Source organism: Candidatus Hydrogenedentota bacterium (assembly GCA_013359265.1).
Taxonomy (GTDB): Bacteria; Hydrogenedentota; Hydrogenedentia; order Hydrogenedentales; family SLHB01; genus JABWCD01.
This window is the reverse complement of the sequence record JABWCD010000006.1, coordinates 102,814-126,727: the sequence shown is the minus strand read 5'-3', so window position 1 is coordinate 126,727 and position 23,914 is coordinate 102,814. Positions and strand designations below refer to the sequence as shown.

29 protein-coding genes are annotated in these 23,914 nt (G+C 55.7%); 23 read left to right on the top strand and 6 right to left on the bottom strand.

Translation table 11 applies throughout. The features are described 5' to 3' along the window. Positions 1-197 precede the first annotated feature (197 nt). Positions 198-380, top strand: a complete 183-nt coding sequence (locus HUU46_07600) for a hypothetical protein (GenBank protein NUM53492.1) — start codon at positions 198-200, stop codon at positions 378-380. A gap of 394 nt (positions 381-774) precedes the next feature. Here HUU46_07600 and HUU46_07595 read toward each other — a convergent pair whose 3' ends face one another. Then, entirely contained in the window at positions 775-1,569 is a 795-nt protein-coding gene (locus HUU46_07595) for a ParA family protein (GenBank protein ID NUM53491.1), read from the bottom strand. A 159-nt stretch (positions 1,570-1,728) separates the two neighbouring features. Between HUU46_07595 and HUU46_07590 the strand changes: the two genes are divergently transcribed. From HUU46_07590 to HUU46_07575, 4 genes are read left to right on the top strand one after another with little or no spacing between them, the layout of a single operon-like run. Further along, positions 1,729-2,457 (top strand): hypothetical protein, encoded by a 729-nt coding sequence (locus HUU46_07590; GenBank protein ID NUM53490.1) that lies wholly within the window; start codon positions 1,729-1,731, stop codon positions 2,455-2,457. A 10-nt stretch (positions 2,458-2,467) separates the two neighbouring features. Beyond that, a complete protein-coding gene (locus HUU46_07585) occupies positions 2,468-3,199 on the top strand; it encodes a hypothetical protein (GenBank protein ID NUM53489.1) in 732 nt (243 codons plus the stop codon). Beyond that, positions 3,177-3,551: a hypothetical protein gene (locus tag HUU46_07580; GenBank protein ID NUM53488.1), complete on the top strand. Its 375-nt coding sequence runs from the start codon at positions 3,177-3,179 to the stop codon at positions 3,549-3,551. Before HUU46_07585 ends, HUU46_07580 begins: the two co-directional genes overlap by 23 nt. Continuing rightward, entirely contained in the window at positions 3,538-3,957 is a 420-nt protein-coding gene (locus tag HUU46_07575; protein NUM53487.1) for a hypothetical protein, read from the top strand. Before HUU46_07580 ends, HUU46_07575 begins: the two co-directional genes overlap by 14 nt. A gap of 419 nt (positions 3,958-4,376) precedes the next feature. Here the strand turns inward: HUU46_07575 and HUU46_07570 are convergent, their stop codons facing one another. Further along, complete coding sequence (locus HUU46_07570) at positions 4,377-5,540, bottom strand: AAA family ATPase (GenBank protein NUM53486.1); 1,164 nt, start codon at positions 5,538-5,540, stop codon at positions 4,377-4,379. Between the two features lie 415 nt (positions 5,541-5,955). Here HUU46_07570 and HUU46_07565 point away from each other — a divergent pair, with 415 nt between their 5' ends. The 14 genes from HUU46_07565 (at position 5,956) to HUU46_07500 (ending at position 14,234) form a co-directional block, all read left to right on the top strand. Then, positions 5,956-6,174: a hypothetical protein gene (locus HUU46_07565; protein ID NUM53485.1), complete on the top strand. Its 219-nt coding sequence runs from the start codon at positions 5,956-5,958 to the stop codon at positions 6,172-6,174. A gap of 71 nt (positions 6,175-6,245) precedes the next feature. Next, the gene (locus tag HUU46_07560) at positions 6,246-6,695 is read left to right on the top strand and encodes a hypothetical protein (GenBank protein NUM53484.1); all 450 of its coding nucleotides are present in this window, start codon (positions 6,246-6,248) and stop codon (positions 6,693-6,695) included. A gap of 434 nt (positions 6,696-7,129) precedes the next feature. Beyond that, positions 7,130-7,600: a hypothetical protein gene (locus HUU46_07555; protein ID NUM53483.1), complete on the top strand. Its 471-nt coding sequence runs from the start codon at positions 7,130-7,132 to the stop codon at positions 7,598-7,600. 716 nt (positions 7,601-8,316) lie between these two features. After that, complete coding sequence (locus HUU46_07550) at positions 8,317-9,057, top strand: hypothetical protein (GenBank protein NUM53482.1); 741 nt, start codon at positions 8,317-8,319, stop codon at positions 9,055-9,057. Positions 9,058-9,156: 99 nt separating this feature from the next. Beyond that, complete coding sequence (locus tag HUU46_07545; protein NUM53481.1) at positions 9,157-9,459, top strand: hypothetical protein; 303 nt, start codon at positions 9,157-9,159, stop codon at positions 9,457-9,459. Between the two features lie 13 nt (positions 9,460-9,472). Then, positions 9,473-10,021, top strand: a complete 549-nt coding sequence (locus tag HUU46_07540; protein ID NUM53480.1) for a hypothetical protein — start codon at positions 9,473-9,475, stop codon at positions 10,019-10,021. Then, positions 10,000-10,260, top strand: coding sequence for a hypothetical protein (locus HUU46_07535; protein NUM53479.1), 261 nt, complete (start codon positions 10,000-10,002; stop codon positions 10,258-10,260). Before HUU46_07540 ends, HUU46_07535 begins: the two co-directional genes overlap by 22 nt. Before the next feature lie 29 nt (positions 10,261-10,289). Next, the gene (locus HUU46_07530) at positions 10,290-10,589 is read left to right on the top strand and encodes a hypothetical protein (protein NUM53478.1); all 300 of its coding nucleotides are present in this window, start codon (positions 10,290-10,292) and stop codon (positions 10,587-10,589) included. Between the two features lie 3 nt (positions 10,590-10,592). Further along, complete coding sequence (locus HUU46_07525) at positions 10,593-10,883, top strand: hypothetical protein (GenBank protein ID NUM53477.1); 291 nt, start codon at positions 10,593-10,595, stop codon at positions 10,881-10,883. Beyond that, positions 10,880-11,449 carry a hypothetical protein gene (locus HUU46_07520; protein NUM53476.1) on the top strand — a complete coding sequence of 190 codons (570 nt, stop codon included), beginning with the start codon at positions 10,880-10,882 and terminating at the stop codon, positions 11,447-11,449. The genes HUU46_07525 and HUU46_07520 overlap by 4 nt, the downstream gene beginning before the upstream one ends. Then, the gene (locus HUU46_07515; protein NUM53475.1) at positions 11,442-11,879 is read left to right on the top strand and encodes a hypothetical protein; all 438 of its coding nucleotides are present in this window, start codon (positions 11,442-11,444) and stop codon (positions 11,877-11,879) included. Before HUU46_07520 ends, HUU46_07515 begins: the two co-directional genes overlap by 8 nt. Continuing rightward, positions 11,876-12,133: a hypothetical protein gene (locus HUU46_07510; protein NUM53474.1), complete on the top strand. Its 258-nt coding sequence runs from the start codon at positions 11,876-11,878 to the stop codon at positions 12,131-12,133. Before HUU46_07515 ends, HUU46_07510 begins: the two co-directional genes overlap by 4 nt. A gap of 112 nt (positions 12,134-12,245) precedes the next feature. After that, complete coding sequence (locus tag HUU46_07505; protein NUM53473.1) at positions 12,246-12,848, top strand: hypothetical protein; 603 nt, start codon at positions 12,246-12,248, stop codon at positions 12,846-12,848. Between the two features lie 69 nt (positions 12,849-12,917). Next, positions 12,918-14,234, top strand: a complete 1,317-nt coding sequence (locus tag HUU46_07500) for a hypothetical protein (protein ID NUM53472.1) — start codon at positions 12,918-12,920, stop codon at positions 14,232-14,234. A 37-nt stretch (positions 14,235-14,271) separates the two neighbouring features. On the opposite strand, the gene HUU46_07495 is transcribed toward HUU46_07500, so the two are convergent. Further along, complete coding sequence (locus HUU46_07495; protein NUM53471.1) at positions 14,272-15,138, bottom strand: hypothetical protein; 867 nt, start codon at positions 15,136-15,138, stop codon at positions 14,272-14,274. 140 nt (positions 15,139-15,278) lie between these two features. On the opposite strand from HUU46_07495, the gene HUU46_07490 reads away from it, so the two are divergent. Together HUU46_07490 and HUU46_07485 are read left to right on the top strand one after the other, a co-directional pair. Further along, positions 15,279-15,653, top strand: a complete 375-nt coding sequence (locus HUU46_07490; protein NUM53470.1) for a hypothetical protein — start codon at positions 15,279-15,281, stop codon at positions 15,651-15,653. A gap of 93 nt (positions 15,654-15,746) precedes the next feature. Beyond that, entirely contained in the window at positions 15,747-15,941 is a 195-nt protein-coding gene (locus HUU46_07485) for a hypothetical protein (protein ID NUM53469.1), read from the top strand. Between the two features lie 50 nt (positions 15,942-15,991). Here HUU46_07485 and HUU46_07480 read toward each other — a convergent pair whose 3' ends face one another. After that, positions 15,992-16,615, bottom strand: coding sequence for a suppressor of fused domain protein (locus tag HUU46_07480; protein ID NUM53468.1), 624 nt, complete (start codon positions 16,613-16,615; stop codon positions 15,992-15,994). Between the two features lie 257 nt (positions 16,616-16,872). On the opposite strand from HUU46_07480, the gene HUU46_07475 reads away from it, so the two are divergent. Both HUU46_07475 and HUU46_07470 read left to right on the top strand, forming a co-directional pair. Next, entirely contained in the window at positions 16,873-18,363 is a 1,491-nt protein-coding gene (locus tag HUU46_07475) for a MoxR family ATPase (protein NUM53467.1), read from the top strand. After that, a complete protein-coding gene (locus HUU46_07470; GenBank protein ID NUM53466.1) occupies positions 18,360-19,757 on the top strand; it encodes a hypothetical protein in 1,398 nt (465 codons plus the stop codon). Before HUU46_07475 ends, HUU46_07470 begins: the two co-directional genes overlap by 4 nt. A 238-nt stretch (positions 19,758-19,995) precedes the next feature. Here HUU46_07470 and HUU46_07465 read toward each other — a convergent pair whose 3' ends face one another. After that, complete coding sequence (locus tag HUU46_07465) at positions 19,996-20,940, bottom strand: hypothetical protein (GenBank protein ID NUM53465.1); 945 nt, start codon at positions 20,938-20,940, stop codon at positions 19,996-19,998. Beyond that, positions 20,909-23,857, bottom strand: coding sequence for a hypothetical protein (locus HUU46_07460; protein NUM53464.1), 2,949 nt, complete (start codon positions 23,855-23,857; stop codon positions 20,909-20,911). Before HUU46_07460 ends, HUU46_07465 begins: the two co-directional genes overlap by 32 nt. Positions 23,858-23,914 lie beyond the last annotated feature (57 nt).

Sequence of the window (23,914 nt, the reverse complement as noted above, 5' to 3'; positions counted from 1 at the left end):
TGGTATGTGCGCTCTTTGAACACTTTCTTGACCTCCTGTTATCACCGATAAGTGGTCCTCCTTTATATATTTTGTCCTTTGTCAGGGATAACGCCGACAAGATGAAGGCCACGGTTGAGTTGAGGACCGTTTGTCTTTACTGCGGAGTAGGGGCGGAACCAAAAGATATAAATATATCGAGACGATTCCGGGTTCTTATGGACACCGACCAAGAAATCCGAAAACTAATCCGCGCACGAAAGCAAATCGAACGCAGACTTCACGAACTCGACCAAAAGGTCGAGCATCTCATCTACGGTCTCAAAGAAGACCGCCGATGCTTTGGCAAGAAATGCGCCTTTGAAGATATCGAGCAACAGATGGCGAAATACTGGCGTTAAGGGCGCTCGTCGCGTGGCGGACAGAGTCCGTACAGAGAGAATCACGATTTTCGCGCTTCGTCACCCAGGTAAACCTCTGCAAGGTCCGCCTGATGGTAGCGTATTAGGGCACGGATGATGCCGGATTTCGACGCCTTCCAATGGCCTTGCCGCCGTAGCGCAAGCACAGCGTCATCAAGGGCCAGGAGCAAATCGATGTCAAAACCGACAGGAACGAATCTTACGGGTTGCCTCTCAAGGGCCTTCTCTGTGGCTCTGGGTGGCGCTTGCTCAAGAGGGCGACTCAGTATTTGCTCTGGCGTTTGCGGAGACGAATCACTTGATTTACGCACGTTCTCCTTTTGACTGGTATCGCTTTCAGAAGCGCTCGCTGCTTGTCCGAACAAATCCAGATTTAGCTTTGGCATTTCCGGATGACCTCTTCCGCCAATTTTCGGTACTGTTCCGTGGCTCGACAATTGGGAGCGTATAAGCAAAGTGGGAGGCCAAAACTAGGTGCTTCCTCCGCTTTTACATCACGTGCGATAACTTCGCGAAAAATGTGGACTGTGTCTTTCAGTCCACGCATGCACTCCAGAACCTCCTGATTTGCCTTTGAGAGGATATAGTACTTTGTGGCGACCACTCCGAGCAGGTTCAGGCGAGGATTGAGCCGGTCCCTAACGAGATCCAGGAACGGGAGAATCTGTTTAATCGCCCTAAGTGAAAGGAAAGTACACTCGCTGGGGACAACGACGTAATCCGCCGCGGCCATCGCATTCAGGGTCAATATGCCAAGACTCGGTGGACAATCTATAAAGACGTAGTCAAACGATGTGCGGACCGATTGCATTTGCTCCCGAAGGACAAACTCTCGGCGCATTGCACTGTACAATTTTATGTCGGCCTCAGAAAGGGTCAAGTCAGCCGGCGCCACTAGCAGACCGGGTAGTGAAGTTCGCATCAATATGTGCGAGAGGGCAACGCTATCGGCCGCGTCACGCAAAAGTACGTGCTTCATCGTCACGCGTTCATTTTCGAAGTCTTTTCCGATCAGTGCCCTTGTAGCGTTAGCCTGCGGATCCATATCGACGACCAGAACCTTTTGCTTATGGTCGTGAACGAAGCTGGCAGCGAGGTTAACCGCGGTGCAGGTCTTTCCGACCCCGCCTTTCAAATTGAATATCGCGATGCAGATTGCTTTTTCCATGTTTAAGTGGCGGTGCTATTGGACGTGTGATTGCACCGGGGCGCACGCGCACGTACGTACCATCGTTTGCCGAGGGTTAAAAAGCTTTCGCAAGTCTTAAGAAGGCAAATCATTCATACGTCTTTATGACTGCGAATTCATTAAGATTCACGGACGAAATTGTCAAGGCCGATCAACGAGCGCAAGCTCGCGACCACCATCTATTGCTTCTGGGCTTCGAAGGCCTTCATTGGATCGAACGCTGGCGCGTCGAGCGGCACTGGCGTAGCCTTCATCAGAATCGAATGGACGCAATATCGAAAACTATATAAATCACCGGACATTACCCGCGATCGGATGGGATTCCCGCCGGAAAAAGAAGCAGCGAAGTCAACCTTGTTGCTGATCGCAATGCTTCTAGGCGGCTGCATCCCATCTCACTCTTTTGCCGGGCCAGGGACACGGAGCAGTCCTGCGATGCAAGGCATCGACGACTGGATCGAGCACAACCCGTGCGGGGTGCTCCACTTCACCGAGCAGGTCGTCAATATCACGGGACGCATAGTTGTCGGGCAGACGCTGTCGCCGGGCGTCACTCTTTTCATCGCACCGAATATGACGGAGGAGGGCGCCCGGTACGTCCTGAACCACTGCCGCTTTATCATGCGGCAACGACTCCTGTGGAAAGGCCAGTTCTCACTAAATGAGTTGCCTGTTGGCCAGTATTTCCTGGCGGCCGATACCGACAATGCTTCGGGCGTTGTTATTAAGAGCCTGATAATTCACCGAACCACCGATACGTCTTTTGAGATCGCTTGGACCCGTCGATTAGGCGAGTACGAGGTAATGGCGTTTCGAATCACGCACAATGAAATCGACACAAATGAATTCGGTAGTTGGTCCTCTTAGGAGGCGCTTGTTGCAGGACATCGAGAACCTTCTGGTTGCGGTGGACCGCTTCACGCAAGCCGCGAAGCATTTCTACTTTGACGTCCTGTTCTCCAGCCACCCTTGTCCCAGATGCCAGGGGCGCATCAAACTTGGCGCAGACGATCATGCGGTTTGTGCTCAATGTCGTTACGACCTGGACCCAACCGTGGAGTTCGAGCGGAGTAGCTGCTGCGGGAAGCCGATGGCGAAGAAGCGATGTCACTACGCTTGTACCGCGTGCGGACGAATCGCCCCTTCCAGATTTCTCTTTGAGGAAAAGGTGTTCGACGCTGAATATTTTCGTGACCATGTCGACACGTGCCGTAAAAGGAAACGACGTGCCGAGCAGGAGCTTCGTGAAATGCTGCTCGATAGCCGTGCACCGAATCTCATTCTTTTGGAAGTTCCAGCGATAACCGAGTTGCCCGGTCTATCGGAAACACTTGATGAACTGATCTGTATTCGTCCACGACAGGATTGTGTCGACGGGGCTAGTACGGCCGAGTTCAGGATCGAGGAGTACCGAGAACATATTCTTTCCAGGATTCAGGGCTGCATCGTTCATTTCGACGCGTTTCCACCGATCGCATCCGACGTCCGTGAGGACCGGGCAAGGCGTTTCATCTCGCTTGTCTTTATGGAACACGATCACGAGGTGCGCCTGACCCAACATGGGCAAAATGTCTTGGTGAGCCAGCATGAAACTGACACAGAAGGATAAGACTTTCCTCGATACGTTGGCACGGCTCATCGAGGAGAAACAATTGCGAATTGACGTCCGAAATGACGGGATCAGCCGGTTCATCCTGCGACAGAACTACGGGGACAAGATCGAGCAGGCATTCGGAATGACGCGACAGGGCGTCCGATGGCGATTTCAGCGGCTTTTCAACCATATCTACGTCGAAGCATACGAACGCATCCTCTGGATGGAGTCTAGTTTTGGCCGAGAACTGCGGGAACACGCGGTTGCAATTGCCCAAGAGCGCGCAGCGATACGACGTCGAATCCTGGAGCAGGAACGCCGATGCATTCCTTTACACCGAGGTAAGAGCAAGCATGACGAGCACTAAGATTGACCTGAACTGCAGTAAGATTGCTCGGATTCGCGATCTCGACGAATTGGCGGCGGTTCTGTTTCCAGGCAACAAGTCACATCAGAAGACGTTTTTGGCCATCTTCGTGGAACTCAAGTGGTCGGACGGTCAGTTCCTGCGCGCACTGGAACCGGTCGGCATCAAACACGGGATAACACCCAGAACCATGGAGACGGTACGCGCCAAGATGCGCCGGCTTGGTTTCATTGACCACGTGAGCCGATTCAATAAGCGTTACGGCTACCGCGAAGGTTGGGTATTCTCCAATCGATTCGACTCGGCACTTTACCGTCTGGCGGAGACTGCCGGCCTTCTTCGTGAACAGAGAAGTCCTTTGCAAGAGCGCAAGGATCGTGATGCATTGAAATACTTGCCGAATTAGTCGATTGGCATGCGTGGATGTAAAAAGCGAAATTCACTCGGGGTACGCATTTGCAGGTGTAGCCACCCCTGTAGGTTTTCTCTTAATTTTGCTCTTAGTTCCATTTGACGACGAAGAAAGCACTGTACCATCGCCGGAAATTGGCACCCTCAATTGTAAAGGTTTTTACACTCCTGAATTTCCCTGACGCACGGGCAGATCAGCCGACGAAAGACACCTTCTCTTGCGCAAATCCACTTAGAAGGGACGCCACCTGCGCACGAATCGTACGGATTCGCGCGGTTTTCGGTGGCAGATGATTTGGCGGATTTAGAGCGTTTCGGCACCGGCGAGATTTTAACAGCGCCCAGATCGCTGATTGGCCATTTTGACAGTCAGTTTGTGTCTGAAGGCCGGCCCTGACGACGCAAGGTTGGCAATCAACGGAGAATCTTGTGAACAACCTGCTCGGATAGGGCAGAGGACAGCTCCCGCGTCTTGCCGTATCGGCCCTTGGAAATGGCCCGGGCGTTTATCAGACCGTATAGGTCCAGAAAGCTCACCATGTCGGAGAACCGGCGTTGCGTCAAAGCGCGAGTGCCTTCTCTTTCGCATACTCCCTGATACCACACGAACGCACTCCCGGTGGACAACCGCTTCCGCTCTTTTGTCAACCCCGCGTAACATCCCTTCAACGCCAATCGTTGTTGCACGGCCAGCGCGCCGATCAACTCTTCTGTTTTGTCGATTTCCAGGCTGTGCTCCGCAACGTCCACCTCACGTTCCGTCAGGCGCCCAGACGTCTCTTCCGCAACCTTTACCGCTTTGGCGAGTAGTTCCACGGCTTTTCGAGCGTCCCCCGTTTCACGCGAAGCATAAGCCGCGATCTTTCTGACGGCCCCATCCTCCACTCGCGCGGGATCCAGCGCCTTCTCGACACGCAGACGAAGAATCTCCATCAGGTCGAGAGCGTCGTAGGGTTCGAAGATCATGTCCTGCTTTTTGAGCACGGAGAGGAGACGTGGGTCCAGATTTTTGTCCCAAGAGAGCCGGTTCGTGAGGAATACAAAGCATAGTCCTGGCGGGACACGCTTGGGCAAGGTCTTGACGAGAAATGTAAGAAACACATCCGCGTCGAACGTGATGTTGTCTATCTCGTCAATGAGGACGCATACGGTGCCCTCGAACTCGGCGAGCGCGGTGATGATGGTTTCCTGTATGTGTTCAAGCGCAATACCTTTCCGGTAACGCCTGACCGAGCCATCCAGGGCGATCGCCAACTCGTTGAGAGCGCCAAAACACGTTTTCGGAGTGGTAAGGTCGAGGTAGAAGTAGCGGAAGCGCACGCTTTGGGAATCGCATAGCGCCGCGAGCGAGGAGAGAAAGTGCAGGCACGTGACCGATTTCCCCGTTCCGGTCGGTCCGTAGATGAGAATGTTCGGGGGAAGCGCGCCTGCCAGAATCGAGGACATCGCGTTCGCCAGTCGCTCAAGCTGCTTTAGCCGTATGTTCCGGTTGAACACCTCACGGAGCGCGTGAACTCGTTCCGCCTCCGGCAGTTTCTCGTCGTCCAGAAACTGTGGTCTGAGTACGATACGGCGCACATCGCGGGAAGCCAGTGCCTGGCGAATTAACAGCTCTGTGCCAGCCGTGTCCAAAGGTCCACAGGAAACTTTCTGCGTCATCTTCGAAATGAAGACTGGCTTACCTTGATAAACCTTTCCCACTACTCCCCGATGGCGTACTGAAGCTGGGTGTAGGTTTCTCATGGAACAAGACCTGCGGCATGTTGCTTTTTTCTTCTCTTCTCTTTTCTTTGCAATATGGAAAGGAAGGAAGGAAGGAAGCGAACCAAGTGAGCGAGCGCTCGAGCAGCGGATGTCCACAGGAAACTTTCTCTCAGTCCGCGCTTTTTTGTGAAAAATCCTTGATCGTTCAGGGACGGACTGAAATTACCTCAGCCCGTCTGCCGCTACACATGGTGTGACACCCGGGATGCCGTATTAAAGGAGACGCACCATGATTGAAAAGATGCGAAAAACCACTTCTCAGCTCGAGCTTCCGTTCAATGGGGTGGATTCCAGTGATACTGGGTTTGCTTCGGCAGGCATGATGGGCAATGCGCCCAACGCCCACGCGATGGGAACTTCTGCGTCGGCACGCACGAGAACTTCGCCAACGAAAGGCGAGCGATACGCTGACTTCCCTGCCCGCAAACAGTCCGATTCGACTGAGTAAGCGCGTCAGTGGTTTCACTATTCGTTCTTCGACCGCGCTACGGCTACTTCGGCTAAACTGCAGGAGGATACATGCGCGTGCGTGCGCGTGAGAACCCCGATCAGCTCTTGCTGCCGTTCTGCGACGACCCTGCAAGACTGGCGGACGGAGTCGATTTCATCGAAGGGCGCTGCACGCGCAGTCGCAAAGGCCGCACTTTTTACATCATCGCGGAAAGGATAGACGTCGCAACGAACCACGTGTTGGCCAGGATTAACGATTTCGAGCTGCCCGACGTCGTGCACGTGTTGCTTGGACAAGCGGTGAGGCCAGACCGCGCGCCCTCGAAACTTCGAGTTGCATCGGGCAAAGCCCTCTGGTTCAACACAGGAAAGTGGCCTTCCTGTCCATACTGCCGGGCGAGGACGCTTTATTGCACCGGATGCAGTCGCATCCTATGCGCCACGCATATTCACGAGGTATCCGGCTGGACCTACGATCAGGAACGTCACCGGGTCGAATTCTGCCACCTTTGTCCCTAAGCCGAGTAGCGCGATGCAGGCGCCTCGACCGATGGGCAGAACGCGGTACCATCGTATTGCCGGATGGACGTCTCATGGTGTGACCGTACGTTCATCGGTTCGTCGCATCGCAAAGTTTATATATCTCCTATTCACCACCTACCTGTAACTACAAAAATCGTGGTTTTGAGGCATCGGCAAAGCAGCGCATTCGCGCTCATGCCCCTGTTTCATGACGACGAACCAACCGGGCTATCGCAGCCAAGTCACCCGCAAGGGAAGAACGGCTGACGCCCACATCTCACCGAAGAAAGGAGGTCGAGTAAACACCCGAGGCCCTAACTGGTCTCCGACGGAGAACTCCGTCGCAAGCAATCTTACGAGAGCTTCAGCTCTCGCTGATTCTTACCGCATACAACATACAAGTAACCGAAACGAATGAAAGGAAGACAACTATGGTTATTCGGACCAAGTGCAACAAATGTAGCGTCACCATCAGGCTCGATTTCGGCAGCCTCTCCAAAGAGGAGGCGATCGACGTCGGCCAACGGATGGATGGCACACCGCGGGAGTGTCCCGGCCGGCACGTGGAACTCTCGGGCTGGTGGACACTCTATGGCCTGGAGGACGCAATCCACCGGGCCTATGATCTCGGTGAAGGCGAAGAGCCTGAACCGGTCATGACAGACAAAGAATACGTAGAAAAGCTCCTCGGCGAGGGTAAAGATATCCTCGACGGAGGGTGCAACACGGTTCCGGAGTTCAATCTGCCCAGCATTCACGATTTCCGCGACCTCGAGCACGTCGGGTTCGGCAATTTCAAGAGTGCTGCCCACCTGTTCCTTCGCCTGGACAGCCCAAGGTCAACCCGCTATTACGAGCGTGTGCCCTTGAAGTCCGTTCAACCCGCCACACTCTCCGCTTAAGTCTCACCACCCATCGCAAGAACTCCCGCCGCCGTACCGACCCGTCTATTTCCGCGTTCTACAACCCACAACCGAGGAAAGTTGCCCGGTCGTCCGAAGGTACGTCCGTATGACGAGCCGAACGGATGATCGCATCACGCAATCCATTACAGCCCGACAGGAAGAGCCATGCCCTGCCGGGCCCACACCAAGGAGATGAGCCATGACCAACAGCGAATGTTTCTCCGACACGTGCCCGGACTGCGGTGCACGGATTTCATCGGAGATAACCTCGGTCCCGGTTCGGGGCCGAATCCGCGCGAAGCGCGAGTATAGCTGTGGGCGGCGTCTACGGTTTTCCTACGAAATCGCGGACGTACACCTCACAGCGAAGTGCGCCGGTCCAAACCAGCCCAACGCGACTGGACAAATGGAGCCTGGCGCTTGAAACAATGCGAGCTCCCGATCTTCGTTTGATTTCACGCCACCCCACACAAGGCTGCCCACCGTGATTCGAGCAGCACGCTAACCCATCGCGTGCCGTCGTACGACCGTCCATTGGTTCGTACTTACGGGCGCACTTTCACACGCCCATACCGCCAAAACATACGTCGGCCCGACAGGAACAAGCATGCCCTGTCGGGCCTCAACTACGGAGGTGAATTTGAAATGAAATTCCATGGAAAACATACGGAAGACGTGGCTAAACGTATCGTGAACGCGTTCCGCAATCCGGAATGTCTTCCGTTCCCAGCAGGAAATGGAGCTGGCACAACCAACTACTTGTTGTTCTTTGCGGCACAAATGATGCCCGCGGCATCAAGCAATGGAACGCTGTCGGCAGAAAGATCCGTACAGGCAGCAAAGCGCTCTGGATTCTGGCCCCCTGCCTCAAAGCCGTCGTCGAGAAAAACGACGCAGGCGAAGAGTCGAAGCGCCAGATTCTTTACGGCTTTCGCTCGGTACCAGTGTTTGCAGTCGAAGATACCGAAGGTGATCCGTTGCCCCAAGGCGACGACCACTACGACACTTGGATCAAAGAGTTGCCCTTGGTCGAAGTTGCGGAAAGCTGGGGCATGAACCTCGGGTCGTACAGCAATGGCGGCCATGCGCCGCTCGGCTACTACCGTTTCGGGCAGACCGGCGAAGCCATCATGCTCGGCGTCGAAAACCTGAGCACGTGGTCACACGAGCTCATCCATGCGGCAGACCACAAGCTGGGCGCGCTCAAAGAAGCCAAGTGGCACCGAGAGATCGTTGCCGAACTCGGCGGCGCGGTCCTGCTCGAGTGTCTCGGCATGAAACATGACTCGGACCTCGGTGGCGCCTATCAGTACATCGAGTCGTACGCCAAAGACGCGAACAAAGACACAGTCAAGGCCTGTATCGAAGTCCTCGACCGCGTCTGCAAGTGTGTGACCCTAATCTTAGACACCGCGGAATCGTTGCAACCCGCAACCCTTGCCGCTAGCGCCTAACCGGCCCCTTTCCACAAGAAACCTACTGAACATCAACCATGGCCCGGCCAGGGAAAAGGAACCCTGCCGGGCCACAACTGTTTACGGAGGAAATGAACCATGAGTACAAAGGAGAAAGTACAGTTTTCACTCGGCCAAATCCTGGCCACACCCGGCGCACTCGAAGCCTTGCAGCGGAACAACACGACGGGCCTCGAGTACTTCCAACGCCACGCGTCTGGCGACTGGGGCATTGTCTGTGAAGAGGACAAACAAGCCAACCAGGAAGCGCTTCAGATCGGCACACGAATCTTGAGCGCTTACTTGCTCAGTGATGAGACTAAGATCTGGATCATCACCGAAGCCGCCGACCAGAACGGGCATCGCGCCGCAACCACGCTGCTGCTCCCGGACGAGTACTGAGGGAGACGCAGCCATGAAGACCATTGAACAAGTCGTTACTCATCGCGTCCACCAGTCGGAGATACTGGCGGACGTACGGTCGACCGAACCGTCGCTCGCCCGCGTCATCGCGTGGGCGGACGATCATCCCACCGTATGGCGCATCGTGACCGGCCACCGAAGCAAGGCCTTCGGGCTCGGATCGTGCGTCTACATCGGCTGGGCCCAGCGCAGCATGGCGCCCGAGGCTATCCTCGAACGCGCCAGGCATCTGATGGAGTTGATGGAGGAGCCAGGGCACTGGAGCCATGTCAATTCCATCTTTACGTGGCGGGCCAAGTTCACGATCGACCACTACCAGGACAAGGGTTTCACCGGCGGTTTTTTCCAGCAGCACGATGCGAACTATCCGCGGAGTTGTCTCACGCTGGACTACACCCCGGAAACGTTCGAGGAAGTATTGGAAAAGTTCTGCCAGTGGATGGACCGCTATTACGACACTGTCCGCGTGACGGTGGACAAGCGCACGGTCCGCGTCTTCCAGGACGGGAGGATGAGCCAATGTCAGCTTCTCGATGCCTGAAAGATACCCGCGCGTTCATGCGTGGTTCAGAAGGACGCGCCTGGGTGGAAGGCGTCCAGGAACACCTGCGAGGCCGAACCATCCAACGCGTGAGGTTTACCGCGACGGACAACGGGATCGCGACAACCCTTCACTTGGACAACAAAGAAACCTACCAATTCATGGACGAGGAACTGTTGCTGGACACGCTGTACGACCAACACAGCGCGTTTTTCTGGCAACTCGATAATGCGTTCTGAGGGAAAAACAGTTCAGAAAGGAGAACCCAATGAGCAACCGAGCTTACCTCAACCGAACGAAGTTCGAGGCAGAGCACGACGGTATCGGCTGGGGATGGCGTCTAGGAGACGACTACTTCCGCAGCTACACCGACGCTTGCTCCGAACACGAAGTGCCCACAGAACCGCTCGAACTCCTGGCCAAGGCAATCGCCGAAGCCTCCGAAGACGAGCGAACACTTTTCGAAAGCCTTCTCAAAGACGAAAAAGGCATCTCCATCAACGGCTCGTGGCACGAGTTCGAGGAAATTGCCCCGGTCTTGAGGAAGGCGCTTTACGAGGAGGACTGAACCATGGGAGATGCATGCAATATGGCCGATATCGAACGCTTCATGCGCTCGAAGGCCGGAAAGAAGCATCTGCGGGAAATCCGCAAGATGCTCAAGGGACACACCGTCGTGGACGTGTCCTTTTCGAACGAAGTCTGCTGTATCGCCACGACCATTCATCTGGACGACGGCGAAAGCTTTGTCGTGTTCCAGCCTTCGTTAGAAGTAGATGCTCTTCGGGACGAGTTTAGTGACGTGCTCCAGGAGGAGTACTACCGTGACTTTCCCGAGCGGCGTCCAAAGGAGGGAACATGAGCGAGCAGAATCCGCATGACTGCTTCGAATGCACTGGTCGTGGCTGGCTGGTAATGCTGAACACGGATACGCGCGCGCTGGAACTTCAGCGCTGTGACGCCTGCTCCCGGTTCGATTCGGATGCTGACGCTCAGAAATACGTTGCATCCGACGATTCTGCAGTCGCCGCGGTACTGTCCGAGTTCTGCAACGCAATTCTTGCTGAATCGGAGCGCATGCTCGCTAACAAGAAGCCGAGTTGTGTAGCGCTGATCCGTGCGTTGACAATGATCCGCGATTCGCTGAGAAACGCAATGGCGCTGCACCCCAATCACTCAACCGGGTTGGAATCAAGCCCTCGGTTCGACCAGACGGGACTCGACGCAACTGGGTCCGTGAAAAGGCCCTATCTCGTCGGCGTCCGGGAAGTACACGTACGGCACTACAAGGTCGAAGCCGCGAATCCCGAGGACGCGAAGTCGTTGGTTAACCAACGCGCGCCGGAGGTCGAGGATGTCGAGTTCGAAGAATACAGCCATGAACTGGATCCCGACACTTGGTCCGTGGAGGAAACGAAGCATGAATAACAACACGGCGTCAATCGTAGTAGTCGTGGCCAAGAGCGATGCAAACGCCATCGTCGAGGTCTACGGCAAGCCGGACCGTAACGATGACAGCAACGTTCTTGGCTGCCGGCGGTTGGCCTATCGCGACGGTTTCGCCGACGTTGAGTCCGCGTTGAGCAAAGCGATCAAGGCTGGAGTGCCGGTTGTCGGAGACATCGCACCCATTGCACAACAGCCCGAACTCGGATTCTGCGCCGTGAATGGCCATTACTCGGAATGGCCGCACGTTCATGGAGAGCCATGTGTGCGGCTATGCCGCGACGCCGAATGGCGATTCGTCGTGGATCGGAAGAGCCTGCAGCAGGTGCGCGCCTTTCTCGAAATGCACGAGCTTGCGTTGCAGACCCTGCAGCAGCGAAGCCATCGAGCAAAGACAAGGAGGACGCCATGACCACGCGTGACCTGATGCTGGACATTGCGCGCGAAGCCATCCTGGCACGCGCCGCCAGGGACGGATACCAACCCGGCGAATACGTGCCCGAAACCGACCACGAGGGATACGTCATCTCGCTCCTCATCGCGTTGCACCATTGGTGCCATGCCTACGGTCATGATTGGACTGCGGAATTGAATCGCGCCCAGGCGCTTTTCGAGGAAGATGTCGAAGAATGCCGGGAGCAACGCACCGCAGTCTCATCAGACTGATGCCTATGTTCTTGTCAACCTGACCTGAACCTCATTCCATCAACCCCAACCAAAGGGCGGAGTCTGCCTATTCTTCGGCGGCTCCGCCCTTTCCTCTTGGAAAGGGACTTTAATGATCGCCATCGAACCCAGCCTCGGCAGAGGCAATATCAAGGTGGGGCCCATCCTCACTTTCAGTCTACCGTCGCGTTTCAGTTGCCCAGGCGCCACGCAATGGTGTCTCGACCACTGTTACGCGGCGCGCTTCGAGCGAATCCGGCCGGACTGCCGGCGGGCCTATTCGCGTAACGTCATGCTCACGTGGAACCCCCGGCGCTTTGTCCGGGCGATGCTCAAACGCATACCGAGAGATCTTCTGGTATTGCGCATCCACGTGAGCGGCGACTTCTATAGCCGGTCTTACATCCTCGCGTGGCTTCGTATCGCGAGGAAGCGTCCACGAACTCAATTCTGGGCGTACACGCGCTCCTGGACCGTGCCCTCGTTATTAGCGGCACTGGAGCAGTTTCGCATACGGCCCAACGTCCATCTGTTTGCGTCAGTCGACCCCGGCATGCCGGACCCGCCACCTGGTTGGCGTGTTGCTTACCTGGACATCGATCCGCGCGCTCACGGCGTTCCCTGCCTGCACCAGAGCGGTATCGCCAAGTCCTGTTTCGAGTGCCGCTACTGCTTTTGCGCAGGTAAGGGAAACGTCGTTTTCAAAGTTCACTGAAACGAAACCGCGACGCCCCGAAGGAGCTAGACACGCCCTTCGGGGCGTCAGCATTGGAGGATATACACGATGAAAATCAATTTGGATATCGTCCGCAGCGTGCTCAGAAACGCGCTTGGACGGGACAGTTTTGTTGGCTCGTTCGTCAAGCGGGTCGAGGAAGACCCGAACTGCGCCACAGCATGTATCACTGCCGACGGCCGAATGCAATACGCGCCGAAGTTCGTGGGCCGCTACGTGACTAGCGAGGAGGACCTGTTTTGCCTCGTGATGCACGAATTGATGCACCCGATGTTCGGCCATTTCGTTCACGGCGCCGGTGAATTGGAAAACGTTGCCGCGGACATGGTCATCAACGCGAGCATCAGCCAGTTGTTTGCTCGTGCTTCCGGCGAGGGCAGTCTTTTCAAGAAGTTCTACGAACCGCACGGCATCCATGGACTGCTCAGGCCCATGAGCCGGATGCGCGACAGCAGGTACGACTCACTTTACGATGCTTTTTACAGCTATGGGCGACGGCATGACAAGTGGCTCAGCACCGGCGAAGTCATTCAGACTTTGAAGGTTTTGACGCCTACCGTTGATGTGCACGCTGTCGTCTTGCTAGGTAGCCACGGAGCTACTGGCGGTAAGGACGGAGAAGCGAGCGCTGGAGTCAGCCTTCAAGGTCTGTCCGCAGAGGATCTCGGGCGAATGGCCGAAGACCTCAAAAAAGCAGTCAAGCGCAATCTCGGACCGAACGCCGGCTACAGCATGAACCTGTACGAACTGTTCTTTGATGCCCTGAAGACGCACCTGTCCATCAAGAAGGCGCTGCTTCAGAAGTTTGCTACACGCCAGAAGGTGGACAACTTCCGGAACACCATGCATCACGCTCGGGTGTGCGTTTCGCCCATCCCGATTCACCCCTCGAAACGTGACCTTGTTTTGCTCTCCGCCGGCATCGTGCCATTCCATTACCGGAACCGTGCGACCGGCGTCACGACGAAGAAACAAGGTCTGGCGGTGTACTTGGACGTGTCCGGGAGTGTGAACGAACACTTGCCGGAAATCATCGGTGTGCTGCAAAGCCTTCGCACGGACCTGACAACCATGTTTCTCTTCAGCAACCAAGTCGTCGAGGTCCCGTTTCATTCCCTGTTGCAGGGCGCCGTGAAGACGACGTATGGAACCGACTTCAACTGCATCGCCAACAGCATCTTCGAGCGCGCACTCGACAAGGCCGTCGTACTCACCGACGGCTACGCGTGCTTGAAACCCGAACTCCAGGATGAACTCAAGCGCCGAAAGGTTAGGATGATGACCGTGCTGTTCGGCGGCAAACAAGATTGTCCGGAATTCGAACCCATAGGGGATGTGGTCCAGCTTGAAGACGTGACGCACTAAGATGTGAGGCGTTTAGGTGGGCTAGGCGGGCGGGAGGTCATGAAGATTCCATCTCGTGGCCTCCCCTCCAGTCTTCTTGCTCAGCAATCTCACCTGGTGTCCCATACCGACACCGGCCCACGCAAGACAAGCACATTTCATGTGTTTCTACGCCTGAAATGACGAGCCTTTTCTCCTCGCATAGTTTGGGATGAGATTCGACTCCATAATCGAGCGGATCCTCCAGGGACGCGCCCTTCTTCTGCACGAACAGGGCTACTAATCGGCGATCCCTCAGAATGTCCTCGTGTTTTTCATGACGGAGTCCATCCCCAAAGAAATACGTGATTCCATACGGGTATTTCGCGCTGGACGGATAGCGAGTATTTGGATCAAGGCTAAGATACGCGCGGAGATTGGGAAGGCGATAGTCGTTCACGGCTTTCGCGATTTCCTGTTTTCGCGTGTACCACCAGAATGTGGTATTCGAGTGTTGAGTCACCAGGTTCGTGATGACAGGTATCTGCTCCGGCGCCGCGTCTCCCCAGTGTCCGATCTTGAGATATTGGAGATGTTTCAACCGCTCCGATAGGGGCTCTAGGAATCGTGGGTCACCCGTCTTCAGCGATTCCGAAGTAATCACGCCAAGGCGCAGCATGTTGTAGTCAAACGCACCGGCAAGCGGCAGGCCGTAACACCGCAGTTCGCAGAACTTGGTGGGACGGCAATCGTAATAAGCGAATCCCAACGCGAATCCCGTCATGTAATTCCGAAGTAATCCGCCGTTGGAGAACTTCGGACGCTCACTCCAGATACCGTCGAGACGGTCCCGTAAGAATCGCTGTAGACGGACCCGGTCGCCGAATACCCGCGTGTTGAGCCTGTTTTCGGCCTTGAAGCTGAGGTACTCGTGCATGACGCTCATCTTTGAAATCCCCACAGATCGTGGCCGTTCACTGCATGTGTCGCTATCCATCATAACTGGGCCGTCGCAAGTTCGTAAAGCCACTTGACCGAGCAGGACAGTTGAGCAAGGTCGAGTAGAAACCAGAAGGAGGTGAAACTATGGAATACAGAGTGACTTGGACCATCGACCTCGACGCGGACTCGCCAGAGGACGCAGCGCGTCGGGCGCTCGAGATACATCGGAACCCCGAATCCTGGGCAACGCACTTTGAAGTGCGGAACCCACAGGACCGTGTACAGGAAGTGGACCTGGGATATCCGGTCAAAACTGCCCGGGCGGAAACTGTGCACGTATTGGTCCCCATGGAGGACGGCATCGTGCGCGGCGTCCAAACGTTTCGCACCGCGGAAGCGGCGGCAAAGGCGGAGAAGAAGTGGCTGCGCGCCACTAACATCCGAGACGAAAAGGAGCGTGAGCAGAAATCTGACTGGGGCACCGGCATCGCCGTCTGGGAGTGTGACCTGAAAGGCTGACGCTGAAGAGTCAATCGACTGGCGGGAGACATCCACCTAACGGGATGTCTCCCCGCCGCTGTTTGAAAGCAACAAGAAAGGAGGTGATGAACCATGAACGTGTACGTAACCGTCGAAACCTGCCAGGGAATCGTATCGGACGCCCGGGTTTTTCGCCGAGCTGCTTCGGCGCGAAAAGCGGAGCAGGCTTGGCTGAAAGAAGCCGGTATCAAGGACAAAGATGACCGGGAAGCCAAGTCAGGCAACGGCACTGAGTTCTTAGTCTTCCAGACTGAACTCGAGCCATAGTGCTTCATAAGGTTGACTGAAAGCGTAGGCGTGGAGGCTCGGTCGCTGGATTATACGACAGGGGCACGGCAATCGTTAGCGATCAGGTCGACGCCGCACCGGAAGAAGAGCCATTCCAAGTGTTCGCTGCCACGCTCAGCGGCGTAATCTCGTTCCGCGCTTGTGATCGGGATCATCCAAAGGAAGTCGACCCGGTCGCCCTCGACCTGAAGCTCGTTAAACGAGGAATTTTCAAGGCGGGGCGGCAGAAACAGGCAGCTCGTGTACTCAGACGGCGTCTCGGTTAGCGGCACGTCATTGGTCCACGTGTGAAGCCAGTGCAGATAGTTGCCGGTTCGTGACGGATACTCGGCCAGCGCTTTGAGGACGGAAAACATCCACGGCTTAGGTTCTGTGGCGTACATGAGAAGCTCGGCGCGAGGCGCGGCAAACTCAGCGACCGGTATTGGGATGTTCTGGCGCAGGTCGCTCATTCCGCCGGTCACAAGCTTCCAGTACGGTCGTGACGCATTCGGCTCGAATTGGTAGATGTCCACGTGGACCGGTTGCTTGTCGGTCGAATGCGCGAGGGGTTTGGTCATGGGGCCAAAGTGGCGCATGTAGTGGTTCTCGCGCGCCAGTATCCGCGCCTCTGACACCATTCCGATGGTGTCGTGTTTGCCGTCGCTTCCCATTTTTGGTTCCTTCCTGGGCCTTTGCACCTGCTCGTCCCTCGTCAGTTTTTCGTCTCGCACAGGCTCGACGTCCTCAAACTGTGACTCTTAAGCGGAGTACACGAGGTCTCCGTTTCAGTTCGTGGCGAGTAGCTGGCGATAGGCAAGAGTCCGCAAGTACAGCCTCAACTCAGTGAAATCACCGTCTTAGACATTCCTCGGTTGGGATGTCTTTCAACTCACATCAACTGTTTCTGAACAGCAAGGAGGAAAGAATCATGATTCTGTCCAAACTCGGTATCTTTGGCTGGAAGGAAGCCGACGAAAATCTCGTCTTGGCCTCTCTCCTAACCGGCGATCCGTTGTTGCTCATCGGCAACGCTGGTTGCGCCAAAACACATGTGGCCAACAAGGTAGCGCAGGCCTTGGGACGCAAGTTCCTCGTCTACGACGCCTCGAAGGCCATGTTCGAAGACGTGCTGGGTTATCCAAACGTGGAAAAGCTCAAGCACGGTGTTGTCGAGTATGTCGCAAGTCCTGTGACAATTTGGGACAAGGAACTCGTGCTCATCGACGAACTTAACCGCGCGGTACCAGAACTTCAGTCCAAATGGCTCGAGATTATCCGGAGTCGCAAAATCGGAGGCTTCACGACAAGCGTGAAGTGGGTGTGGAGTGCCATGAATCCGCTCAGCTATAGCGCGACCCAGGCGCTGGACGACGCGCTCATCGGTCGCTTCGCGTTCTTCCTTTATCCGCCGGACGTACTTCAAATGGAAGAGGAAGACAGAATTCGGGTAGCGACCCATATCAACGGTGACGACGCGCCGAGCCTTGTCGAATGGACCGGCGGTGCCACTGCGGGAACTGTACCCAAAGAGGACGTGGAAGTCACCGGCTCATCAATGCGCACATTGCTCACGGCGGCTGGCGCACGTTTCCTCGGTCTCAAGCAACAGTTGCCCACATTGGCAGAGTTCCTCGCCAAGTTCGCGGACCTGCTCATGCGCGAGACCAAAGGTGAAGTGGCGCTCGACGGCCGCAGGCTCGGGTTCATCTATCGGAACCTGCTCGCCAACCGCGCCATCGAACTTGCAAAAGCGGAGGCGCATTGCGTTCCGGCTCCGGATTTCGTCGGTTCAGCACGATACGTCGTGCAGTCAAGCATACCGGTCGGACTGAACGACGCTTCGCTCAAGCGCGACGAAGCCGTGCACAAAATGGAGGTGTGCTTCGACCTGCTCAGCCACTATTTCGCCGATGGCGCCGAGTTGAATGCCGTGAACCTCATCTATGAGCTGTTCACGACAAGCGACCTGATGCGGAAAGTCGAACTGTTACTCGCACACGATCTCGGTGGGTTCGCCCTGTCCAAAGCGTGGACAGACCTCATGGCCGAAGACCGGGACATCTCACTCCTGGCCTACACAGCGCTTCAAGTCGAAGCGCGCCGGCCAGGAACGGTACCGCAGGAACTCTTGGCATCACTTTGCGCCAAGGTATCGCCGGAGACGCTGAGTACGGCCTGTGTTCCGCGGCTCGAGGACGATGCAATCGAGTACATCGAGGAGGTCGAGCGTTTGCTTGACCGCGACAGCGACCTCTCGAAGCTAATCGCATACCAGCGTGTCCGAAAGCTCATTGACTCGCAAAACGTCAACCCAAAAACTATCCGCGAAACCGGCCGCGCCATCGAAGAGGACCTTGAAACCTTCGAGCGCCTTCTTGCCGGCGCTCCGGATGCAAACAAAGGAGGTAAGGCCGCATGAGCGCGCTACAGACGTTCCGATTCCGGCTCGAACCTGATCCGGAAATTCCACGGTTCAAGCGCTTGCACTGGGAGCTAGTCGATGTACCGATTGCCGACGTGCTGACGCGAGGCGTGCATCCCTGGGACCCCGACAAGCACCCATCCATACTAGATGCTTTCGTTCAACGAATGAACTGCGAGGAAGCCAAAGTAACTGACCTCGTTCCGATGGGCCACAGTCACGACATCATCGCCGACAGCGGCTATATCTGGATAGACAAGAGTAGTAGCAAGTTCCAGAGAACGTTGAAGGCCGTCCAAGAGGGCATATACTTCGTGGTCGGCCTCTCGTACGTCGAACTGCTTGGCATTGCCAAGGAACGGTTGCGCGCCCGGTGGTCCCACGGAGTCGCCAAGACGCTCGCGGAGAAATCTCACTACGGGTTCCAAGCGTTGCGTCAGTTTCTGAAGTCCAAGGACAAGTCCATCAAGTTGTCCAGTTACGACGACATCGACGGCTACGACTTGGGCAGAATTCTCTCGCTGGAAGATTTTGAGCAGCATGACAAGTTGCTCGTCAGCGAGGGAATTCCAACGCAGAATTTCCGGTTGGCCTCGGCGCTGTCGCAATTTGCCGACAACGACGGACGGCTGCGCCTAGTCCCGGAAATTCGGGCACTGACTTTCGCGGTCATCATGAAGTCGGACAAGCCCCACGTCTGCGGCACGCACGTGCAGTGGCATGTGACACGAACAGGCAAGATGCTTACGTTTCGGCCTGATCTCGGTAATAACAGTGTCGCGAAACGGGCTGCTGCGGAGGCGTTCGCGATGCGCTATCGAGTTGACGACCGCCGATTCGTGTTCCGCACTACGGTGGACAAGCTCACAGAAATGCTCGAACGCAATGAGGGAGCTCCCACCTTTCCATCGTTGAACTACACATCAAAGCAAGGGCCTCCGACAGCGACCGCCGAGGTCGAGCCGTCTCGAGTGCGCGCCTTCCACATCGGCAAGTATCCGACAAGCAGGTGCAGCGGCGACATACTCCGGGAAGTGCTTCGTGAACACGGGGTCCCTATGACCGGGGCAAAAGACAAGCTGGTGAGCAAGCTCGCAGGGTTGATCGCGGACACTTACGCGAAGCATCAGTCCGATTTGGACCACTTCTTCGCAGAGCACCGTTTCCTGCGCATAGCGTCGGCGCCATCGAGCGCAGCCGACCTCCCGATCCTCGAAGACATGCGTTACCTGCGCAACTTGGTACTGACGGCATACGTCATCCGGCACCTTCGCGGCAACGCCATCCTCGAACCAAGCCACGAAAACGCTACGTACACTGTTGAGGAACTCGCCCTGGCGCTCCTTGAAGGCAAGCTCGCCTTCACCGGCGCCCTCCTCCGCGTCGCCTGACGCACAAAGAGAGACAACTCCCTCCGGGAGATTGCCTCTCTTTTTTTATTTCATCCGTAGTCGGGATCATCCCGACAACCTATTCTCGGCAAAGCAGTCGTGGGTTTAATCCCCGCGGGGCCTGGCCCCACCACACCGTTTCACGTGCAAGTCTCAAGCCTCGATCCATTCTTGCCCAACGTCCAGCCTTAGTACGCGACTCGCTATTACTTTGCAGCTGCCTACCAAACGGCCAGCATTACCAGCATATCTCTAGCAACCTGATCCGTCCGGCAACATCTCCCACGACAACAGTGTCCACAGCCCTTAACAGGCCAAAGGAGCGGATCGAAGCAAGCCCTTGGTAGGCGTGAAGAACCCGACCGTCTTTCAAGTCCCACAGCCTTACCGAACCGTCCATCGACGCCGATATCGCGGCGTGCCGCTCGGGCAGCGCCGCAACGCCCACGATTCGGTCCTCGTGTCCTCGCATTTCAACGAGAAGCTCACCTTTGGAAACGCTCATGACCCTCAGAATATTGTCAAATGCAGCCGACAGCCCCATAGTCTCCCCGGTTCGCTCGTCCTTCCATGCACTGAAGAGCAACGCGTCCGATTTGTGCGGGATGGAAGGATAGGGATCTTTGAAGCCATCCCAATTCACAAAACGAATCTCTCTCGGAGGTCGCTCCAGAGAGAAGATTGGCGGCCGAAGGACAAGAGTATCATTGTCCAAAAAGGCGAGACACGACCCTTCCGCTTTAATACACACCACGTTGATTCCCCGAGGAAATGTGTCGCGGCACTCATGCCCTTCGTCATTCCACAGCAGCTCCACCAGAATTGGCGGTCCCATACCGTTGAGAACGAGACGTTTGCCAGTCGGCGAAAACAGAATCGAGTCAATCCCCCCTCCAAGACCTTCGGCCCGAATCGGCTTATCCAGACTGTCGGTTCGAGACAGAAGAAGTGCTCCCACGTGCTCCATTGATATCACGGATGCCACAACAAGAACACCATCACTGCTCAACGCCGTAGCTTCAATGTACTCATCCGGGTTGCAGTGGATTGTATGTCGAATCTCACAATGGTGGTTCCCAAGGGCGTGTATTTCAACACGATCGGATGCGGTTCGAAGAAGTGTACTCCCGTCCCCGCTTAGCAAGAGGCCCTCATTGCTCCGAAATGTCCTCACTACATCCATTTACCGCTCTCCAAGGATGAAATCGATCTTCGTCATCCAGGATGACTATTGCACCTTGCCGGTTCATCAGCGCAACACGCCTTCCTGTATCCGAGGCCGCCAGATACAGTACCTCTGATCCAAGAGAAAGTGTTCCTTTCGTGCGAGTTCGCTGCGCCAGATCCCATACTCTTACAACGCCGGCTGAATCAGCAGAGATAAACTGATTTGCGTCCGTTGTAAAAGCCATCTGAACAATTGAGGCCGCATGATCGTCGAGAGTCACTACGTCCGTCGCAACAGGACAACCTGTGACAACAGCGATTCGGTTGCCTGTAAATGCGATCGCAAACCTGTCTCTACGTTCGTCAACAACGAAAGCGTATGTATCCTGGACATACTTTGGAGACCGGGCCAGGACGTGAACAGAAGCGTCGGCGCGGTCGATGCCTAAGAGGTCGCCGGAGGTTTCCATCATGACAAAGCATCCCTTAGGCGTCCAGTAGCCGAACCGATGGGGAAAGCCGCCCATAAACTCATTATCGGTTTCTAAGGACTTTTTCGCCACGTTGAAAACCAGCCAACGTAGCCGAGAAGTGTTGTCTGAAAGGATAACCGCCACCTCTGAAAACTCTGCGCCGAAACTGGCGGCTTGTACCTTTTGCCCACGCGGCGGTATGAAATGCCATTTTTCGGATTTCCGCACGAGCGAAGCCACCTGAACTGCATCAGCATCCCAAAGAAGTACATGGTTCCCCGTATGGGATACCGAGATTCGGTCCCTTGGCGAGAAGTCCGTGTATACGACCCGACTCTTAAGTTCGCTCTGGCGCCCGACGCCGCGGTACAGGACTCTTCCGCCATTAACAGACAGAAGACCCTGGCCATTCTGAAAAATGCACAACGGCTTCTCAGGAACTGGAAACGTCTTTTTCACGTAGCCCACGCCGTCGCTGGCCTTGCGCCATGCCGTAACACTGGGTTCTTCTGTGGCCACCATAAGTGTCTTCAGATCTTCGGACATCGAGAACGAGGAAACGCCAGCCTCATGAATAAGTACCTCGCTCGAAACACGAATACCATTGCGCGTCCCGCCTCGTGCCGAATACGGGACGAGACAGGGTCTTGGCGGCTGGATGAGCGAAAGTGTGCGTCCAAGCACTTTGGCGTACTTAGAGTCCTCCTCTTCAAGCAGCAACGACAACACACCCCAGATTTGGTGCGGGTCACGTATAAGGATGTGGAACGCGCCCGCGAGTGACATTCGCAGGGGCACCAATGGACGGGCGAGTTCGTGTGGAAGTCCACTAAAGTCACGCAGGAGCGACTCAACTGTGCCGAGGGTAACGCGCTTGCTGAGATAGCGAGCATCTAGCAGGAGTCCCCGCAGATCTCGGGACCAATTTGCCCCCAACAGATGATGACCAATGAAACTCCATATATAGCCGTCGTCTTCCAGTTCCCACCAGGGAAGGCGCCCACCCTTGCCAGAAATTCCACTCTTGATTGGCCATTGCCTGTCCGCGTAAGCGCGAAGGATCGTTCGGTGCGCGTACTGCGATGCCGTCGCGTCATCGTAGTACGCGCGAAGAAAAGCGTGTATGACCTCGTGAATCTGGATGAGTTGTTTGTCCCAATCTACCCCAAGCATGGCAAGGTCGTTTAGCCGCCCAATAGTCTCTCTGGTCTCGCCTGGGTCGGCTCGCCAGATCGTCTCCAATGCGGAAATGGGTATCCGGGTATTCTTGGCTGTCGCGGCCAGCAGGCGAAAGTCGCGAAACTCAGAAACACTCAGATACTCATTTATGGCGACATCCAGGACGTTGAAGAGCACGGTCTCTCCGCCTTCCTCAGCCTCATGAAGCGGCGTGAAATCCTGGAGATACTTGCGCAATCGTTTGAAGCGCCCCGACCCTGGCTTCTCGAAGCGATTTATGATTGTCCCGGCCGACTCAGGCTTCTTGTTGAGTAGACCGCCAACAATCTTGAGCGCTAAAGGAATGCCCGAACAGTGCACGGTAAGCTCATCTAATAGCTCAGTCGGCAATCTGCCGGAATCGGCCACGGAGTCCGTAAGTACGGCTCGTGCGTCATTGTCACTCATTGAAGGCAGGTGTACAAGCTGTTTCGGCAGTTCGACGTCATCGAGGACCCGGCGGTTTCGGGACGAAGCAAGTATGCAACAGTATTGGCTCAGCGACTGGAAAGGCGTCACCTGCGCGGCGGAATGCACGTCATCCAATATGACAAGCACTCTCTTCCCCTTCGTTAACTTCCGTAGATCTGCATTTGCAGTGGGGGACTGGCCTAGGAACGCAATGAGCTCGGCTTTCTTGGCAGCAATTGCGAGCGGTGTCGTTTCTTGGCCCATGGTCAGGAAGCATATTGTACTCCCGAAATGCATGCGCAATATGACTGACCGCGCCATCTTGTTCAGTAAATAGGTTTTTCCAATTCCTGGCGCCCCCCAAAGCCCGAGGAATCGGGGGGGTGTGCCCGCTTCCGATTCTCCAGCTTTTTGGCGGGGGCGTCTCGAAACCATGGAATCTTCGTCGCGACTTGGTTGCGGAAGATACGCGAGAATGCGACGCTCCAGTTCGCTACGGACCTGCTCTCGAGATAGGGTACCCCGACCGAAAGGAATCCGCCACGTCCCTTGACGCAATGGGCGGCCTTTGCGATGCAGGTGCTGCAGCGCACATCCGAAGTATTTCTCTAGAATCCTTCGTACTCCTGCGTGCTGGGATGCTCCTCTTTCCGTAGCAGACTCTTCTTTGTCGTCGAGGAAATTGATAACAAGATGCTCGGCCAGTGAAGGCTCAAACAGTGTCAGGACGTAGTGGAGATGATCTGTGGGAGAATGGAATCGGTAAACATATAGCGCCGGGAAAGGGTTGTCACGGTTTCTCAGCCACTCACTCCGAACCTTGATATTCAAGTCGGAGATCCTCCGGCGAATCATTGATGATCCGGACAGGGGGACGCCCATTAGACC

Excerpts from the sequence above, each read along its gene's own strand:
- HUU46_07595 (NUM53491.1), bottom strand. The coding sequence starts at position 1,569 with ATGGAAAAAGCAATCTGCATCGCGATATTCAATTTGAAAGGCGGGGTC.
- HUU46_07575 (NUM53487.1), top strand. The coding sequence starts at position 3,538 with ATGACGAGCACTAAGATTGACCTGAACTGCAGTAAGATTGCTCGGATT.
- HUU46_07525 (NUM53477.1), top strand. The coding sequence starts at position 10,593 with ATGGGAGATGCATGCAATATGGCCGATATCGAACGCTTCATGCGCTCG.
- HUU46_07505 (NUM53473.1), top strand. The coding sequence starts at position 12,246 with ATGATCGCCATCGAACCCAGCCTCGGCAGAGGCAATATCAAGGTGGGG.
- HUU46_07530 (NUM53478.1), top strand. The coding sequence starts at position 10,290 with ATGAGCAACCGAGCTTACCTCAACCGAACGAAGTTCGAGGCAGAGCAC.
- HUU46_07495 (NUM53471.1), bottom strand. The coding sequence starts at position 15,138 with ATGAGCGTCATGCACGAGTACCTCAGCTTCAAGGCCGAAAACAGGCTC.
- HUU46_07540 (NUM53480.1), top strand. The coding sequence starts at position 9,473 with ATGAAGACCATTGAACAAGTCGTTACTCATCGCGTCCACCAGTCGGAG.
- HUU46_07485 (NUM53469.1), top strand. The coding sequence starts at position 15,747 with ATGAACGTGTACGTAACCGTCGAAACCTGCCAGGGAATCGTATCGGAC.
- HUU46_07500 (NUM53472.1), top strand. The coding sequence starts at position 12,918 with ATGAAAATCAATTTGGATATCGTCCGCAGCGTGCTCAGAAACGCGCTT.
- HUU46_07555 (NUM53483.1), top strand. The coding sequence starts at position 7,130 with ATGGTTATTCGGACCAAGTGCAACAAATGTAGCGTCACCATCAGGCTC.
- HUU46_07560 (NUM53484.1), top strand. The coding sequence starts at position 6,246 with ATGCGCGTGCGTGCGCGTGAGAACCCCGATCAGCTCTTGCTGCCGTTC.
- HUU46_07565 (NUM53485.1), top strand. The coding sequence starts at position 5,956 with ATGATTGAAAAGATGCGAAAAACCACTTCTCAGCTCGAGCTTCCGTTC.
- HUU46_07545 (NUM53481.1), top strand. The coding sequence starts at position 9,157 with ATGAGTACAAAGGAGAAAGTACAGTTTTCACTCGGCCAAATCCTGGCC.
- HUU46_07475 (NUM53467.1), top strand. The coding sequence starts at position 16,873 with ATGATTCTGTCCAAACTCGGTATCTTTGGCTGGAAGGAAGCCGACGAA.
- HUU46_07550 (NUM53482.1), top strand. The coding sequence starts at position 8,317 with ATGTCTTCCGTTCCCAGCAGGAAATGGAGCTGGCACAACCAACTACTT.
- HUU46_07535 (NUM53479.1), top strand. The coding sequence starts at position 10,000 with ATGTCAGCTTCTCGATGCCTGAAAGATACCCGCGCGTTCATGCGTGGT.
- HUU46_07580 (NUM53488.1), top strand. The coding sequence starts at position 3,177 with ATGAAACTGACACAGAAGGATAAGACTTTCCTCGATACGTTGGCACGG.
- HUU46_07515 (NUM53475.1), top strand. The coding sequence starts at position 11,442 with ATGAATAACAACACGGCGTCAATCGTAGTAGTCGTGGCCAAGAGCGAT.
- HUU46_07510 (NUM53474.1), top strand. The coding sequence starts at position 11,876 with ATGACCACGCGTGACCTGATGCTGGACATTGCGCGCGAAGCCATCCTG.
- HUU46_07600 (NUM53492.1), top strand. The coding sequence starts at position 198 with ATGGACACCGACCAAGAAATCCGAAAACTAATCCGCGCACGAAAGCAA.
- HUU46_07470 (NUM53466.1), top strand. The coding sequence starts at position 18,360 with ATGAGCGCGCTACAGACGTTCCGATTCCGGCTCGAACCTGATCCGGAA.
- HUU46_07520 (NUM53476.1), top strand. The coding sequence starts at position 10,880 with ATGAGCGAGCAGAATCCGCATGACTGCTTCGAATGCACTGGTCGTGGC.
- HUU46_07480 (NUM53468.1), bottom strand. The coding sequence starts at position 16,615 with ATGGGAAGCGACGGCAAACACGACACCATCGGAATGGTGTCAGAGGCG.
- HUU46_07465 (NUM53465.1), bottom strand. The coding sequence starts at position 20,940 with ATGGATGTAGTGAGGACATTTCGGAGCAATGAGGGCCTCTTGCTAAGC.
- HUU46_07490 (NUM53470.1), top strand. The coding sequence starts at position 15,279 with ATGGAATACAGAGTGACTTGGACCATCGACCTCGACGCGGACTCGCCA.